Below are 15186 nucleotides of genomic sequence, written 5' to 3'. Positions count from 1 at the left end.
GGGCCGCGCGCCGGCGGCCGGCGGCTTGCCCCGCCACGCATGATTCGAACCACTCTTTTCGCAATGCCCTATGCGCAAAACGTTGGTATCAGGCATCATGGCAGCGGCGCTGTGGCTCGCGCCGCAGGCCGGCCGGGCGCAAAGCAAGCCGCTCGCGTACGGCAGCCAAACGGCCAACCCGGCCATCCGCTTTGCTTACCCCGATACGGCGCAGGATGCGTACCTGCGGCGGCTGCGCCGCGAAAACGGCCTGCAGCAGCTTACCGCCCGCGCCCCCCAGCGCCGCGACCAAGCCCTGCTCGTAAGCCAATGGGTGCACGGGCTTTGGCGGCACAGCGGCCGCAACGAGCCCTCCGCGCCCGATGCCCTTACCATCATCCGCGAGGCCAAAGCGGGCAAAAACTTCCGGTGCGTGGAGTACGCCAAAGTTACCACCGATGCGCTGCTGGCCCTGGGCTTTAAGGCCCGGGTGCTGGCCCTGAAAACCCGGGATGCCGAAACCCGCCGCGCCGGCGCCGGCCACGTGCTCACGGAGGTATGGCTGCCCGAACACCGCAAATGGGCCCTGCTCGATGCTCAGTTCGACCTGATGCCCACGCTGCACCAGGTGCCGCTCAGCGCCGTGGAGTTGCAGGCGGCCTGGGTGCAAAACCAGCCCGTGAGCTTTATACAGGCCGGCGGCGCGGCGGCGCCCGGCCGGCAGCGGGCCTACCGGCGCTTTGTGCAGCGTTACCTTCATTTTTACGAAGTAGCCTTCGACCAACGGCCCACGCCGGCGCCCGGCGGGCCGCTGCAACTGGCCGGCAAATCGGGGCTGATGCTGGTGCCAGCCGGCAGCAAGCCGCCCGCGGTGTTTCAGCGCCGCTTTCCGCTCGATTACCTCCTGACGACCTCCTCGGTAGCCGATTTTTACCCGACGCCGGAGTAGCCGTATTTGCCCTGGCCCCGCAGCCCGGTTTTTGGGGCGGGCCAAACCAGTGCCCGGGCACCACGACCTTACCGCAGCGGCCTGCGTAAGAGCTGGATAGGAGTTGTCCACCGCCGTATTCATGCAGCCCATCCGCCTGACGCAACTGATTCATGTAGTGCAGTACCTGCTGCAAGCCTTGCTGATGGGGGCCCTGGTAATGTGGGCCGGGGGCGGCATGGCCAGCGGGGCGCTGGGCCCGGCACCTTCGCTGGGCCCGTACGTTATTCTGGCGGCTTTGCTGGTGCTGATGGTGGGCAGCAGCCTCTACACCATGTCGCGGTACCTGCGGCCCAACCTGCGCCGCCCCAGCCACGAAAACCACCGCGTGTTCCGGAGCCGCCTGATTTTGCGCAACAGTTTGCTGGGCCTGCTGGCCCTGCCGCCGCTGCTGCTGTACCAGTCGAGCGGGCAGTTTTTCGATTTGCTGTACTACGGGGTAATGTTTGCCGGCTTGCTGGCCCTCAACTGGCCTACTGCCCGCGGCTACCAGCAGTGGCTGATTTCCTAGGTGCCGCGGCCTGCCCGCGGCATTGGCAGCGCATCCTTTCTTTTGCGTTGCCGGTATCAGCTATCGGCTTTTGTTTTTTCGCCCCGTACCCCAACGCTGCATGCCCGCTACCACCCTCCCCGATTCGCTGCTGCTCAATGGCCGCCGCTACCCTTACGCCGAAGTGCAGGAGTACCCCGCCCACGCCGGCGGCGAAATCAACGGCTACGAAGCGCGCGTGCTCGACTACTGCCGCCAGTGGCTCAACGGGGCCCAGGAGTTTGTGCTGACCACCTCGGGCTCCACGGGCACGCCCCAACCCATTGTGCTGCGCCGCAGCCAGCTGGTTGCCAGCGCCGCGCGCACCATGAGCCACCTAGGGCTGGGCCTCGGCCACCGCATGCTGGTATGCCTCAACTGCGAGTTTATCGGCGGGCTGATGATGCTGATTCGGGCCCTGGAGCACGGCTTGCACCTCACCATCACCGAGCCCGTGGCCGACCCGTTTGCCCTGCTCCCGCCCGATGCCGAGTTCGATTTTGCCTCGTTTGTGCCCTTGCAATTGCGCACGGTGCTGGAGCACGGCCACGCTCCGCGCCTGGAGCAAATGAAGGCCATCCTGATTGGCGGCGCGGCCGTTGATGCCGCCCTGACGCAGCTGGCCGGTACGCTGCAGGTGCCCGTTTACCACACCTACGGCATGACGGAAACCTGCTCGCACATTGCCCTGCGCCGCCTCAACGGCCCCGATGCCTCGGCCTACTACCGCGTGCTGCCCGGCCTGCACGTGGAGCAGGACGAGCGCCGCTGCCTCGCCATTCGGGGCGACGTAACCAACCAGGAGTTGGTGCAAACCAACGACCTCGTGCGCTTTGCCGAAAACGACCACCACTTGTTTGAGTGGCTCGGCCGCGCCGATTTCGTCATCAACTCGGGCGGCGTAAAAGTGCCCGCCGAAAAAGTGGAGCAAGTGCTCGAAATAACCCTGGCTGAACTAAACCACCTGGGCCGCCGCGCCTTCGTTACGGGCCTGCCCGATGAGCGCCTAGGTCAGCAGGTAACGGCCATCATCGAGGGCCAGCCGCTGGCCGAAGCACAATGGGCTGAAGTGGCTGATACGCTGCGCCAGCGCCTCGGCCGCTACGAGGTGCCGCGCGCCGTGCACTACGTGCCCGCGTTTGCGCAAACCGCCAGCGGCAAGCTCGATCGGCGCAGCACCTTGCAGCAGCTAGGGTTGTAGCTGCGTGTAGCGCGGACTTTGCAGTCCGCGTCCCCGGATAGTAATTTCTGTTTCTAACCTAGGGAAATGCAGCGTGAGCTTTAGCCCGCGTGTGTCAGAACGATAGACTCTCGCGGTTTCGCATCAACGATTTCGTTCACGCCAACGTGGACTTCAGCCCGCGCTACACCGCGGTACCGCGCTACGATTGATTTTACTATCCGGGGACGCGGACTGCAAAGTCCGCGCTACACCGCGCTGCTGACGCGCCAGGCCATTGCGGCGTTGTATTTGCATTGTGATTTGGCAAGCTGAATGCGTTGCTTTGCGCCGGCTTTTGCTTGCCCTTTCTCACTTACCCATGAAAAACACCCTTTCCCGCCACGCTGCGTGGCTGCTGAGCCTTGGCTTGGCAGGTTGCGCGGCTGCCACCACCCAACCAACCACCGACGCGGCTGTTTCGGCCACCGCCAATGCCGTAAATGGCCTGGGCGCCGATGTGGCGGCCGCAGCCACGCCTGCTGCCCCCGTGGCTACGCCCGCGGCCGAGCAGTCGTTTAAAGTTGTTACCGAGCAGTTTGCCGATTTGCGCGTGCTGCGCTACCAGGTGCCGGGCTTCGAGCAGCTCGAGCCCCAGCAGAAAGAGCTGCTGTACTACCTGTACGAAGCCGCTTTGGCCGGCCGCGACATCATCTACGACCAGAACTACCGCCACAACCTGCGCGTGCGCCGCACCCTCGAGGCGCTGTGGGAGGCCAACCAGCAGCGCATGGCCAGCTCCTCCAACACGCAGCAAGTCGATCAGGCCCAGAAGTTTAACGTGTACGCCAAGCGCGTGTGGTTCAGCAACGGCGTGCACCACCACTACAGCACCCGCAAGTTTGTGCCCGAGTGCACGCGCGAGTACTTCGGCGAGCTGGTGCGCGGCGTCGATAGCAAGGCGCTGCCGCTGCTGCCGGGCGAGTCGGTCGATGAGTTTCTGGCCGCCATCACGCCCGTTATCTTCGACCCCACCCTCGATGCCAAGCGCGTAAACCAGGAGGCCGGGCAGGATTTGGTGAAAACCTCGGCCAACAACTTCTACCAAAACCTGACGCAGAAAGAGGTAGAGGATTACTACGCCAGGAAGATCAACAAAAAAGACCCGCGCCCCATTTCCTACGGCCTCAACTCGCGGCTGGTAAAGGACAAATCGGGCAAGATTGTGGAGCAGCCCTGGAAAGTGGGCGGCCTCTACAGCCCGGCCATTACGCAGATTGTGTACTGGCTTGGCAAAGCGGCCGACGTAGCCGAAACGCCCGAGCAAAAGCTGGCCCTGCAGAAGCTGGTGAAGTACTACAGCTCGGGCGACCTGAAGGTGTGGGACGACTACAACATTGCGTGGGTGCACGATACCAAGTCGCGCGTGGATGTGGTAAACGGCTTTATCGAGGTGTACGGCGACCCGCTGGGCTACCGCGCCTCGTACGAGTCGGTGGTATCGTTTAAGGATTTGGAGGCCACCAAGCGCATCAAAGCCATCGGCGACCAGGCGCAGTGGTTCGAGAACAACTCGCCCATCAAGCCCGAGCACAAAAAGAAAAACGTGGTGGGCATCACGGCCAAGGTGATTACCACCGTGGTGGAGTCGGGCGACGCGGCTCCGGCTACGCCCATCGGCATCAACCTGCCCAACGCTACCTGGATTCGCAAGGAGCACGGCTCAAAGTCGGTGCAGCTCGGCAACATCGTGGAGGCCTACGACCAGGCTTCGGCCGGCGGTATGCTCGATGAGTTTGCTTACTCCGACGAGGAAAAGCAGCGCGCCCGGCAGTACGGCTCGCTCGCGGGCAAGCTGCACACCGATATGCACGAGGTAATCGGCCACGCATCGGGCCAGCTGAACCCCGGCGTGGGCACTACCAAAGAGACCCTGAAAAGCTACGCCTCGGCCATTGAGGAAGGCCGCGCCGACCTGGTTGCCCTGTACTACCTCATGGACCCCAAGCTGATTCAGCTGGGCGTGGTGCCCAACCTGGAGGTGGGCAAAGCCGAGTACGACAGCTACATCCGCAACGGCCTGATGACGCAGCTTTCGCGCCTGACCCTAGGTGAAACCGTGGAGGAGGCGCACATGCGCAACCGCCAGATGGTGGCCAAGTGGGCCTACGAAAAGGGCCAGAAGGACAAGGTGATTGAGAAGGTGCAGAAGGACGGCAAAACCTACTTCCGCATCAACGATTACGACAAGCTGCGCAACCTCTTCGGCCAGCTGCTGCGCGAAACCCAGCGCATTACAAGCGAAGGCGACTACAACGGCGCCAAAACCCTCATCGAGACTTACGGCGTGAAGGTGGACCCTGCCCTGCACAAAGAAGTGTTGCAGCGCTACCAAAAGCTGAACATCGCGCCGTACGCGGGCTTTATTCAGCCGCGCCTGGTGCCGGTGGAGCGCGACGGCAAAGTGGTGGACGTGAAGCTGGAGTACCCCAGCGACTTTGCCCAGCAGATGCTGGAGTACGGCCGCAAGTACTCCTTCTTGCCGAACGCGAACTGACCTAGGCGAGGATTGGACCAAGCCAACGACGAAAAAGTATCTTTCGTCTAAGCTCAACCATATTCCTGCCCTTTCAGTACTGAAAATGCCGGCTGCCTGACCCAAGCAGCCGGCATTTTCGCTTTCTTAGTACCCTCGAATACCCTAACTGCTTATGAAAAAGCTCTTCGCTGCTTCGTTTTTGCTTGCTGCCTGCGCCGTTGCCCCGTCGGTAGCCAGCGCCCAAACCAAACCCGCGGCCCCCACGGCGGCAGCGCCCGATGCGCCCCGCTACGAGTACTGCGAGCTGACGGTGCGCAACAACGGCGACATTTTCTCCGACTTCGGCTACGGCGTGGAGAAGCTGGGCGGCGGTTCGCTCTCGAAGGTAGAGGTGGGCAAGCTCCAGGTATTCAGCACCTACGTTACGGCGCTTAACTACATGGGCTCGTTGGGCTGGGAGCTGCTGCAAACCGACAACCTCGACGGCAAAGGCGCCACCGGCGCAACCATGCGCTTTATGATGCGCCGCTCGCGCACCTCAACCGGCGTAACCGTTACGAAACAGTAATTAGGTGATGAGGTAACAAGTAACACGTGACAGGTGACAGGTGACAGGTCGGCCGCTAAGCCAGCCCAACCCTCGCATTATCGCAAACGGCCGGGGCCGGACGCTGGTAGCGTCCGGCCCCGGCCGTTTGTTTTACCCGTTCCTTGTCACCTGTCACCTGTCACCTGTCACCTGTCACCTCATCACCTGTCACTCCTCCTCAGCCCTTGCTGCGAGAACAAGCGCTGGCGGCCCCGCACGATTTTGTACAGGTCGCCCAAAAACAGCTTCACGCGGCCGTAGAAAATGGCGCCGCTGATGTCGTTTTCGAGCTTTTCGTTGGTGAGCAGGGCCTGGCGGTAACCGGCGCCGGCGCCCACGCCTACCCACCGAAACACGCGCATGTGCCCACCTAGGGTCGGCTCGACGAGCCAGATGTGCTGGCGCGGCGTGCGAAACACGCTGCCATCGGGCTGCTCGTAGCGCACGTAGTAGCGGCCCAGCCCGGCCTGCACGGGCACACTCAGCTCCCAGCGCGGCGTGCCGATGAGCACGTACTCGCCGTAAAGCACGGCGTAGCGAAAGCGCACGGTGTTTTCGGTGCCGGCGGGCAGCGGAAAAGGTGCGGGCGCATTGGTGGGCAAGGCACTGCCTAAAAAATACACGCCCACGCCGGTGCGCAGGCGGCCGCGCCACTCCACGCCCAGCTTTACGCCGTTGATGCCCACCAACTCGTTTTGCAGCAGCGAAAACCGCTGATCGAACTGAAACACCACCCGCCGGTGTGCCTGCCGCACGCGGCTGCTATCGGCTGCACCTAGGATGTTGGGGCTAGCAGAAAACGAGCGCGCAGCCGCGGGCCAGCCAATGGCCAGCAAGCCTCCGAGCAACGAGTAGCGGACGAGCAGGTTCACAGGTCAAAAGTACGGGCGTGGGCAGCTTAGGTGTCGGTAGCACCGGCCAAACCAGGTAAATAACCCTGGCCGGGCCAATTATTAGCCCACCGGTTCGCCCGGCGGCTTGCTACGGTTCACCCGGCGGGCGGTTCGTTTCGCCCCGGTTGCGCTACCCCGCGGCCGCGTGCGGCAGTACTTTCGAACTGTACACTACACCGCCGCCCCGCTACCATGACGCCCGAACTCGCCTTTACCATCGCCAACACGCTGATATTGCCGGCCTGGCTGCTGCTGGCCGTGGCCCCGCGCTGGGTGGTTACGCGTCGCCTGGTGCGCAGCGGCGCCTGGCCCCTGCTCTATGCCGCGGCTTATGGCAGCTTGCTGGTGGTGCACTACCTAGGGCCGCACGGCGGCGAAGGCGGCTTCGGCTCATTGGCCGAAGTAGCCGCCCTGTTCCGCGACCCGTGGGCCCTAACCGCCGGCTGGGCGCATTACCTGTGCTTTGATTTGTGCGTGGGCATTTGGGAAGTGCGCGATGCCGAGCGCCGCGGCCTGCCGCACGTGCTCCTGATTCCGGCCCTGCTGTTCACCTTCCTGGTTGGCCCGCTGGGCTTGCTGCTCTACGCCGGGTTGCGCCTGCTGCGCCCCGCCCCGGCCGCCGAGGTTGCCGCCACTACGCTTGCCTAACCCAACCACTATCCAATTAACCTGCCCTTCTGAGCCATGAAAACTGCCCTTGCCCCCGCAATCAATTTCCAAGCCGCCCCGGCCGCGCTGCTTAAGCGCCCCACCTGGTTGCGCATCATCCACGGGTGCCAGCCGGCGTTGGCTTGGGCAGGCTGGCTGCACGTGGCGCTGCTGGCGGCAGCCCTGGTGCTGTGGCCTTTGGATGAGCGTACCATAACGGGCCTCAACGTGTGGGTTAAGCCCATTAAGTTCAGCATAGCCGGGGTGGTGTACCTGTGGTCGTTGGCGTGGCTGCTGGCCGATTTGCCCGCCCAGGTGCAACGCAGTGCGCGCCGCATCGGGCGCTTGGTGGGCGTGGCGCTGGCCATCGAAATCAGCTGCGTGTACCTGCAGGCGGCCCGCGGCACCACCTCGCACTTCAACATCAGCTCCTGGTTCGATGCCATCGTGTTTCAGCTGATGGGGGTGTTTATCCTCATCAACACCGTTGCCATTGTGTGGGCCATTTGGCTGATGTTCCGGCACCGGCCGCACGGCTCCTCGGCGTGGGTTTGGGGCATGCGCCTGGGGCTGATTTTGTTTCTGGTGGGCAGCGCGGTGGGCGGCAGCATGTCGGCGCGCATGGCGCACACCGTGGGCGCCGCCGATGGCGGCGCGGGCCTGCCCCTGCTGGGCTGGAGCACCCGCCACGGGGATTTGCGCGCCGCGCATTTCCTGGGTTTGCACGCCTTGCAAGCCATTCCGCTGGTGGGCTGGCTGATTACGCGCTACCTGCCCCAGCTGCGCCCCGGCGCCCAGGCCTTGGGCGTGGTGCTGTTTGCCGCGCTGTATACCGGGGCAGTGGCCTGGCTGTACTGGCACGCCGTGCAGGGCCTGCCGCTCGTTTCGCTGCCCTAGGTGGCTATCTTCACGGCGTTGCCCAGGGGCCATCAGCACTTCGCCATGAACGACCGTCGCATTAGCCTGATCGGTATACCGCTGCTTAGCCTCCTCATCGTGCTGCTTGGCAACGCTGGTCAGCTGCACTCGTGGCCGGCGTTCTTCGTCAACTGGGCGGTGTCGCTGCTCTTCACGGCGGTGCTGTGGCTGGGCAACCGCGCCCTTTGGGATGTGCTGTTTCAGCGCTTTCCGCAGGTGCACCAAACCGCCCGGCGCCTCTGGTGGCTGGCCGTGGGCAGCTTGCTCTACACCAGCCTGGCCACCATTGGCTTAGTGGCGCTCATGCACCTGCTCATGCCGCAGTACTTTAGCTTGGCGCCGGGGTTTATCGTGCGGCAAATCATCTTCGATCTGATACCCACCACGGTGGTGCAGCTGGGCTACGAGAGCCGGCACTTTTTTCTGCAGTGGGAGCAAAACGTGCGCCGCGCCGAGCAGCTGCAAAGCGCCAACCAGCGCGCTCAGCTCGAGGCCCTGCAGCAGCAGCTCGATCCGCACTTTCTGTTCAACTCGCTCAACACCCTATCGGCCCTCATCGAGCCCGAAAACGAGCCTGCGCAGGACTTCGTGGAGCGCCTCGCCGATGTGTACCGCTACGTATTGCTGAGCCGCGAGCGGAGCCTGGTGCCCCTGCACGAAGAGCTGGCCTTTGTGGAGGCCTACGTAGCGCTGCAAAAAGCCCGCCTGCGCGACAACCTGCAAGTCAGCCTCGATGTACCCGCCGAGCTGCTCGAGCACCAGGTAGCGCCCCTGAGCGTGCAATTGCTCATCGAAAACGCCCTGAAGCACAACGAGGCCTCGCGCCAGCACGCGCTGCACGTGCACGTAACGGCCACCCCCGAAGGCTGGCTGACGGTGCAAAACGCCCGCCGCGCCCGCACCACCAGCCTGGGGCCCAGCACCGGCACGGGCCTGCGCAACATCCGCGAGCGGTACGCCCTGCTGACCCCGCAGCGCCCCGTGGAGGTCCTCGACGAGGCAGCTACCTTCAGCGTACGGCTACCGCTTGTTTAGTTAATTCTGAATTATGAATGCTGAATTATGAATTGGAAGTAGCCGCTACGCCCCGAGGCAAGCTTGGTGAGACGAGTTTATGCCCCGCTTTTTCCGAATACACGAATTCATAATTCAGCATTCATAATTCAGAATTCCAACGAAGGATGAACGTTCTCCTGCTCGAAGACGAATACCCGGCGGCCGAGCGGCTGCAGCGCCTGCTGGCCCAAGCCGCCCCCGATGCGCAGGTAGTTGCCCACTGCGACACCGTAGCCGGGGCCGTGGAGTGGCTGCGCACCCACCCCGAGCCGCACCTCATCCTGGCCGATATTCACTTGGCCGACGGCATCAGCCTCGATGTGTTTGATCAGCTGGTGGTTACCACGCCCGTTATCTTCACCACGGCCTACGATCAGTACGCCCTGCAAGCCTTTAAAACGCACAGCGTTGATTACCTGCTGAAGCCCATTAAATTGGCCGAGCTGCAAACCGCGCTGCAAAAGCTGCGGCAGTGGCACAGCCCCGCTTTGGCGGCCTCGGAGGTGGCGCAGCGCCTGCAAAGCCTGCTCAACGCCAACACGGCCGCTTCGCCTGCGCAACCCAAAACGCGGTTTTTGGTGAGGCAAAGCGAGCAGCTGCTCCCCATTCAGGCCACCGACATTGCCTGGTTCCAGAGCCGCCACGAAACCGTTACGCTGGTTACGCACCCAGGGCAGCGCTACCTCGTCGATTACACCCTGGAGCAGCTCGAGCAGTTGCTTGATGCGAAGCTGTTCTTCCGCCTCAACCGCCAGTTTATCGCCCAGCTATCGGCCGTGCAGCGGCTGCATCCGTGGTTCAACGGCAAGCTAAAGCTTGATTTGCAGCCCGCTCCTACGGATGAGGTGATTGTAAGCCGCGAAAAGGCCGCGGCGGTGAAGAGCTGGCTGGAGGGGTAATAGTAGATAACGTCTACTCCTGCCAGCTTTGGCTAACAGTTACAAACTGTCATCCTGAGCAAAGCGAAGGACCTTACCACGCTCGATAGCAACTACCTGTCCCTAGGTCGTTCTCACGTGGTAAGGTCCTTCGCTGTGCTCAGGATGACACAATTACCAACAGCAGAGCTGGTGTTCTGATGGCACCTTGGTTGTAAACCCAGGAGTCATCTACCCTTGTAGCTCCAGTTCCGTCAGGTAATCGGGTACTTCGGCCAGTGAACTGATCTGGTGAAATGCCACGCCTTCCAATTCTTCGGCGGGTACGCGCTCCATTACCCAGGTGGTGTGGTAGGGCACGTACACCGCTTGGGCACCTAGGCGGGCCACGGGCAGCACGTCCGATTTCAGGGAGTTGCCGATCATCAGGAACTCCTCGGGCAGCAGCTGGTAGCGCGCCAGAATGCGGCGGTAGGTGTCCTCGTTTTTCTCGCTCACGATTTCGAGGTGGTCGAAGTACTCGCCCAGGCCGGAGCGGGCCAGCTTGCTTTCCTAGTCGAACAGGTCGCCTTTGGTGAGCAGCATCAGCGGTATTTCGCGCTCCTTCAGGGTGGTTAGCACCTCGGGCACGTGCGGCAGCAGCTCGATGGGGAAGCTGAGCAGGCGCTTGCCGTGGTCGAGTATCTGCTGAATCTCGTGGCCCGACACGCGGCCCTCGGTCAGCTCGATAACCGTCTCAATCATGCCCAGCATAAACGATTTGGCCCCGTAACCCAGCAGCGGCAGGTTGCGGCGCTGCACCTGGTAGAAGTGCTGACCCAGCGTATCGGCGTCGGCGTAGTGGGTAAGCAGCTGGTAGAGTTGGGCTTCGGCCAAATCGTAGTGCGGCTGGTTGGGCCACAGGGTGTCGTCGGCGTCGAAGGCCACGAGCTTGGGAACGGGCATGGGGGCAGGAGCAAGCGTACGGATGCCGGGCAAAGTTACCGAACTTGCGCCCCCATGAAGCAGCCCATCGACCTAGCCACCTGGAACCGCCGCGAGCATTTTGCCTTCTTTTCGGCCTTCGAGGAGCCGTTTTTTGGTATTGTGGCCGAGGTGGAGGTTAGCCAGGCCTACGAGCGCGCCAAGGCCCTAGGGGTTTCGTTTTTTCAGGTGTACCTGCACGCGGTGCTGCGCGCCGTCAATCAGGTGGAGGCCTTCCGCTACCGCATCGAAGACGGGCAAGTGTACTGCTACGACGCGGTGCACGTATCGGCCACGCTCACCCGCCCCGATACCACCTTCGCTTTCTCCTTCGTGCCCTACGCCCCCGACCTTACCGAGTTTGGCCTGGGGCTGGCCGCCGAAATGGAGGCCGTGCAGCAGAGCACCGGCCTGCGCCTCAGCCCCAATGCCGCCCGCCTCGATGTGGTACACTTTTCGGCTATTCCGTGGCTGTCGTTCACGGGGCTCACCCATGCCCGCGCCTACTCCCACCCCGACAGCATTCCGAAGCTGTCGGTGGGCCGCTACCGCCCGGTGGGCGAGCAGCTGCTGATGCCCGTGGCCGTGAACGTGCACCATGGCCTGGCCGATGGCTACCACGTGGGCCTGTTTTTCGAGGCCCTGCAGCACGAGCTGAACGGCACCCAACCCGGCCAGTAACCCGCGGCACCTAGGGCGCGGCTACTCCGTGCTGCGCCCCTGCATGTAGGCCTGCACCACGGGCAGCAGCAGGGGCAGCGCCGCCTCCAGGTACGCGCGCTCGGCGGGCGTCCAGTGCCGCGGGTGCCCGAACACGCAGGGCTGCAAAATGCCCCACAGCTGGTGGGCGTCGTCTACGATATGCGCGTGCACCAAGGCCCGGTGCCCAAACGTTTTTCGCTCGAACTCGCGGTTGAGCACCTCGGGGCCGGCGGCTTCCACGTCGTCGACAAACACCGAGGGCTGGGCGGCCAGCGCGGCCCGAAACAAGGGGTCTTGCTCGGGCAGCTCGCCGGTGTCGTCTTGCCAGGGGTGGCGCGGGTCGGGCACGGCATCATCGAGGCGCCACACCAAGGCGATGCGGCCCCGCCCCTGCTCCGGGTTGCGCACGTACAAGAAGCAGCGGTCGGCGCGCAGGTAGTGGCCAATTTGGGCGAGGGCCTCGTTGAGCGCAGCTTCGGGCTCGGTGGCTTTACCTAGGGTTTGCTGGAGTTCGGCGGTTTCGGGAGCAGGCATGGGCGGCAATAGCTTGGTGGTAGCTGTCGGTACGCTTGGCTGCCTAGGTGGGTTGGTGCTGGCTCTGTGTAGGCGGTTAATCCTCAGAGACGCGGCACCTAACGCACATCGTGGAATTACAATTCAATATAAACCAATCCTAATAGAACATAACTAATATCAGGTGAATAACTACCATTACGTTAAGCAACTTTTCCGCGATGGGAGCTACCTTCTTACAGCTGATAGCCCACAGTTCTGTCTAATTGCAAACAAAGGAAACCTACTTACTAGCTGACAATTTTCAGCAGATTCGATTGGGTTTCAAGCACACTTATTGGCTCACAACTAGCCGTGAAAGGGGTTACCCTTTTTAGAATATGTGAACAGGCCAAGCAACACAGCCGGGCGGTGGAATAGGCTGCAAGGGGGGCATCCTCTGCTAATTTCCCCTTCCAAGTGAACGAATAGAACGGGGGAAATAGGTCTTCTTATGGAGTATGAACTTCCCCCTTGTGTTCTTTTGAGCCTAAGAACATGAAAAAGAAATGGAATACTGCATCGCTTTGATACGCAGCGATTTACCCGCATGCAACACTACTCGATATTTGCCGCTCCCACGGCTGTTGCACCACCCCAGAACCTCTCGGGTGGATCGGTGAAAAGTAACGGCTTCCTGCGGAGCTAGCCGGCGAATGACGCCCACTTGATTATTGGGGGCCAGGATGTCAGTATCAAGTAAGACCCAACTTGGTTCCCCCTGACTTGCTGCTCTTTCGTATCCCTCGAGCTCTAGTTGGAAGTAGGCGTAGGCGTTGGAGTTGTTCTTTAGGTGTAGGTGCAAAGAATCACAGGTAGCCCGTACTGTGAGACCCACTACCGGTCCAACGGTGTCATCAGTGTGCCCGCTATAAGTCACGACGGAGAGGTTACTTAGACCAAGACAAGCAAATAGGCTCCACACAGTGAACAGCAGTGGCCACACGAAGTGTACTAGAAGGAAAGACATACTCGACGGTCAAAAGCGGAATTCCACACGAGGCGAATAAATCTAATGTTTCTTTCGGTGAACAGCAGGATTCAGCCCTAATAGTGGGGCGGGTAAAGGCATCCCAGAACAACAAAACTCAGATTGGGGAATAATCAGGTTGAGCTAAGCTTATGAATCAGCTGTATCAGCTAGTGCAATAAGTGATTTTATGTTAATACCCCAACAGTTCTCCCGCTCGATTCGGTTTTTGTGAAATATTATTAGCATTACCTTATTCATCAACCGTTATTCGTCACGCCTGCATCACTGATAGCAAGGCCACTCCACTTCCCACCAAAGTACCCACAACCAACTCGGCTAACGAGTGCCGCTGCAGCACGAGGCGCGAGGCTGCCACCAGGCTAGCCACCAGCAGGGCACCTAGGCCCCACGCCTGATTCATGCCCAACACGCAGCCCGCCATAAAAAACGACAGCGCGGCGTGCAGCGACACTTTCAGCCGAAAGTTGATGGCGTAACAAGCCACCAGCAAACCCAGGGCAGCCAACATACCCGCACGCAGCGGAGCCGCCGGTTGCGTAGCCCACACAAGCGCCGTTGCCAAGCCCAGCAGCGCGATTAACCTAGGGTAAAACGAGGCCCGGTGTTCGCGCACCGATACGTCGAAATCGGTGTAAGCGCCGCTTCTTACCTGCCGGTAGTTCCAGATGGACATGGGCGCGGCCACCCCGAGCAGCAGGCCCGCCACCACCCCAGCCGCAACACGCACCTCGAGTAGCCGAAACGCCAGCACGCCCACGAACACCAAGGCCGTAAACAGCGGATTACCCAGGGCAGAAACCCAATAAGCTACCCGCACCAACCTGGGGTTGTAGCGGCGCGTGGGCGGGTTTTGGGTGGCCGGGCACATAGCGGCGCGTTACCGATCAAGCCAGGCCCGGAAAGCCGGCACCCGCTCGCGGCTCACGAGCACGTCGCCCTCGGGCGAGGCCGGTGCCAAGGTGGTTTTCAGGCGCGAGTTGGTGTAGTGGATGATGTCCTGAATGGCGGCGTGGTGCACCAGGTAGGCCCGGTTGAGGCGGAAAAACTGCTGCGGGTCGAGCATTTTTTCGAGTTGCTCCAAGGTCTGATCGAGCACGAAGCGGCGGTTTTCGCGCGTTTGCACGAAGGTGGCTTTTTCGAGGCTGAAAAAGTAGCTGACCTGCTCCACGGGAATCACCTTCAGATGCTCGCCCACTTTCACCACAAACTGCTTTTTGTATTGCTGTTGCTGCGGCTGCAACTGCTGCAGCACCTGGGCCAGCACCGCGGGGTCGAGACCTAGGGCGCCGCCGGGGCCGGTGGCCGGGGCCGAGGCCCGCAGCTGGCGCAGCTTGTGCAGGGCCGCCTGCAGCTCCTCCTCATCAATAGGCTTGAGCAGGTAATCGACGCTGTTGACCTTGAAAGCGCGCAGGGCGTACTGGTCGTAGGCGGTGGTGAAGATGACCGGGCAGCGCACCTCCACGCGCTCAAACAGCTCGAAGCTGAGCCCATCGGCCAGATGAATATCAAGGAAGAGCACGTCGGGCGGCGCGGCGGCGGTTTCGAGCAGGGCCACGGCGGCCTCCACCGAGTCGGCCGTGGCCAGCACCTGCACGGGCGGCTGTTGGCGGCGCAGCAAATCGGTGAGGCGCTTGGCAGCCAGCGGCTCGTCTTCGATGATAAAGGCAGTCATGGGGAGTTTAGGAGTTGTTGAGTTTGCGAGTTTATGAGTTTGTGGGTTGAGGGGTTGTTGAGGGCTGAAGTCAGCACTTGCGGGAGGTCGGAGGAACAGGGTTAGCTCGTCAGTTTGAACTCGTAAA

16 protein-coding genes are annotated in these 15186 nt (G+C 61.9%); 10 read left to right on the top strand and 6 right to left on the bottom strand.

Features of this window, described 5'->3' with window-relative positions; translation table 11 throughout:
- Positions 1-70: 70 nt before the first annotated feature.
- From OIS50_RS01675 to OIS50_RS01655, 5 genes are all read left to right on the top strand, one after another.
- Complete coding sequence (locus OIS50_RS01675; RefSeq protein ID WP_264692600.1) at positions 71-928, top strand: transglutaminase domain-containing protein; 858 nt, start codon at positions 71-73, stop codon at positions 926-928.
- Positions 929-1049: 121 nt separating this feature from the next.
- Entirely contained in the window at positions 1050-1478 is a 429-nt protein-coding gene (locus OIS50_RS01670; RefSeq protein ID WP_264692599.1) for a hypothetical protein, read from the top strand.
- Between the two features lie 100 nt (positions 1479-1578).
- Positions 1579-2697, top strand: a complete 1119-nt coding sequence (locus OIS50_RS01665) for an AMP-binding protein (RefSeq protein WP_264692598.1) — start codon at positions 1579-1581, stop codon at positions 2695-2697.
- A 340-nt stretch (positions 2698-3037) separates the two neighbouring features.
- On the top strand, positions 3038-5212 hold the full coding sequence (locus OIS50_RS01660; RefSeq protein ID WP_264692597.1) for a dipeptidyl-peptidase 3 family protein: 2175 nt from the start codon (positions 3038-3040) through the stop codon (positions 5210-5212).
- Between the two features lie 154 nt (positions 5213-5366).
- Positions 5367-5762: a hypothetical protein gene (locus OIS50_RS01655; protein ID WP_264692596.1), complete on the top strand. Its 396-nt coding sequence runs from the start codon at positions 5367-5369 to the stop codon at positions 5760-5762.
- A gap of 182 nt (positions 5763-5944) precedes the next feature.
- Here the strand turns inward: OIS50_RS01655 and OIS50_RS01650 are convergent, their stop codons facing one another.
- Positions 5945-6655 carry a hypothetical protein gene (locus OIS50_RS01650; RefSeq protein ID WP_264692595.1) on the bottom strand — a complete coding sequence of 237 codons (711 nt, stop codon included), beginning with the start codon at positions 6653-6655 and terminating at the stop codon, positions 5945-5947.
- A gap of 213 nt (positions 6656-6868) precedes the next feature.
- Between OIS50_RS01650 and OIS50_RS01645 the strand changes: the two genes are divergently transcribed.
- The 4 genes from OIS50_RS01645 to OIS50_RS01630 all read left to right on the top strand — a co-directional run bounded on the left by OIS50_RS01645 (position 6869) and on the right by OIS50_RS01630 (position 10197).
- Positions 6869-7324 carry an ABA4-like family protein gene (locus OIS50_RS01645; protein ID WP_264692594.1) on the top strand — a complete coding sequence of 152 codons (456 nt, stop codon included), beginning with the start codon at positions 6869-6871 and terminating at the stop codon, positions 7322-7324.
- Between the two features lie 36 nt (positions 7325-7360).
- A complete protein-coding gene (locus tag OIS50_RS01640) occupies positions 7361-8221 on the top strand; it encodes a hypothetical protein (RefSeq protein WP_264692593.1) in 861 nt (286 codons plus the stop codon).
- A gap of 45 nt (positions 8222-8266) precedes the next feature.
- Positions 8267-9277 (top strand): sensor histidine kinase, encoded by a 1011-nt coding sequence (locus tag OIS50_RS01635; RefSeq protein ID WP_264692592.1) that lies wholly within the window; start codon positions 8267-8269, stop codon positions 9275-9277.
- A 146-nt stretch (positions 9278-9423) separates the two neighbouring features.
- Positions 9424-10197 carry a LytR/AlgR family response regulator transcription factor gene (locus OIS50_RS01630; protein WP_264692591.1) on the top strand — a complete coding sequence of 258 codons (774 nt, stop codon included), beginning with the start codon at positions 9424-9426 and terminating at the stop codon, positions 10195-10197.
- A gap of 210 nt (positions 10198-10407) precedes the next feature.
- On the opposite strand, the gene OIS50_RS20505 is transcribed toward OIS50_RS01630, so the two are convergent.
- Positions 10408-10674: an HAD family hydrolase gene (locus OIS50_RS20505; protein WP_319805312.1), complete on the bottom strand. Its 267-nt coding sequence runs from the start codon at positions 10672-10674 to the stop codon at positions 10408-10410.
- 54 nt (positions 10675-10728) lie between these two features.
- Positions 10729-11121, bottom strand: coding sequence for an HAD family hydrolase (locus OIS50_RS20500; RefSeq protein WP_319805311.1), 393 nt, complete (start codon positions 11119-11121; stop codon positions 10729-10731).
- Positions 11122-11175: 54 nt separating this feature from the next.
- Here OIS50_RS20500 and OIS50_RS01620 point away from each other — a divergent pair, with 54 nt between their 5' ends.
- A complete protein-coding gene (locus OIS50_RS01620) occupies positions 11176-11820 on the top strand; it encodes a chloramphenicol acetyltransferase (RefSeq protein WP_264692590.1) in 645 nt (214 codons plus the stop codon).
- Positions 11821-11841: 21 nt separating this feature from the next.
- On the opposite strand, the gene OIS50_RS01615 is transcribed toward OIS50_RS01620, so the two are convergent.
- From OIS50_RS01615 to OIS50_RS01605, 3 genes are all read right to left on the bottom strand, one after another.
- Positions 11842-12375, bottom strand: a complete 534-nt coding sequence (locus OIS50_RS01615; RefSeq protein WP_264692589.1) for a GAF domain-containing protein — start codon at positions 12373-12375, stop codon at positions 11842-11844.
- 1262 nt (positions 12376-13637) lie between these two features.
- Positions 13638-14255: a hypothetical protein gene (locus tag OIS50_RS01610; RefSeq protein WP_264692588.1), complete on the bottom strand. Its 618-nt coding sequence runs from the start codon at positions 14253-14255 to the stop codon at positions 13638-13640.
- 9 nt (positions 14256-14264) lie between these two features.
- Positions 14265-15059, bottom strand: a complete 795-nt coding sequence (locus OIS50_RS01605; RefSeq protein ID WP_264692587.1) for a LytR/AlgR family response regulator transcription factor — start codon at positions 15057-15059, stop codon at positions 14265-14267.
- Positions 15060-15186: the final 127 nt, after the last annotated feature.

Origin of the sequence: Hymenobacter sp. YIM 151858-1, assembly GCF_025979705.1 — a bacterium.
Lineage (GTDB): Bacteria > Bacteroidota > Bacteroidia > Cytophagales > Hymenobacteraceae > Solirubrum.
The sequence above is the reverse complement of the archived record's forward strand: the minus strand, read 5'-3'. Positions and strand labels throughout refer to the sequence as shown.

Excerpts from the sequence above, each read along its gene's own strand:
- OIS50_RS01645 (WP_264692594.1), top strand. The coding sequence starts at position 6,869 with ATGACGCCCGAACTCGCCTTTACCATCGCCAACACGCTGATATTGCCG.
- OIS50_RS01615 (WP_264692589.1), bottom strand. The coding sequence starts at position 12,375 with ATGCCTGCTCCCGAAACCGCCGAACTCCAGCAAACCCTAGGTAAAGCC.
- OIS50_RS01670 (WP_264692599.1), top strand. The coding sequence starts at position 1,050 with ATGCAGCCCATCCGCCTGACGCAACTGATTCATGTAGTGCAGTACCTG.
- OIS50_RS01605 (WP_264692587.1), bottom strand. The coding sequence starts at position 15,059 with ATGACTGCCTTTATCATCGAAGACGAGCCGCTGGCTGCCAAGCGCCTC.
- OIS50_RS01660 (WP_264692597.1), top strand. The coding sequence starts at position 3,038 with ATGAAAAACACCCTTTCCCGCCACGCTGCGTGGCTGCTGAGCCTTGGC.
- OIS50_RS01635 (WP_264692592.1), top strand. The coding sequence starts at position 8,267 with ATGAACGACCGTCGCATTAGCCTGATCGGTATACCGCTGCTTAGCCTC.
- OIS50_RS01630 (WP_264692591.1), top strand. The coding sequence starts at position 9,424 with ATGAACGTTCTCCTGCTCGAAGACGAATACCCGGCGGCCGAGCGGCTG.
- OIS50_RS01655 (WP_264692596.1), top strand. The coding sequence starts at position 5,367 with ATGAAAAAGCTCTTCGCTGCTTCGTTTTTGCTTGCTGCCTGCGCCGTT.
- OIS50_RS01610 (WP_264692588.1), bottom strand. The coding sequence starts at position 14,255 with ATGTGCCCGGCCACCCAAAACCCGCCCACGCGCCGCTACAACCCCAGG.
- OIS50_RS01675 (WP_264692600.1), top strand. The coding sequence starts at position 71 with ATGCGCAAAACGTTGGTATCAGGCATCATGGCAGCGGCGCTGTGGCTC.
- OIS50_RS01640 (WP_264692593.1), top strand. The coding sequence starts at position 7,361 with ATGAAAACTGCCCTTGCCCCCGCAATCAATTTCCAAGCCGCCCCGGCC.
- OIS50_RS01665 (WP_264692598.1), top strand. The coding sequence starts at position 1,579 with ATGCCCGCTACCACCCTCCCCGATTCGCTGCTGCTCAATGGCCGCCGC.
- OIS50_RS01620 (WP_264692590.1), top strand. The coding sequence starts at position 11,176 with ATGAAGCAGCCCATCGACCTAGCCACCTGGAACCGCCGCGAGCATTTT.
- OIS50_RS20500 (WP_319805311.1), bottom strand. The coding sequence starts at position 11,121 with ATGCCCGTTCCCAAGCTCGTGGCCTTCGACGCCGACGACACCCTGTGG.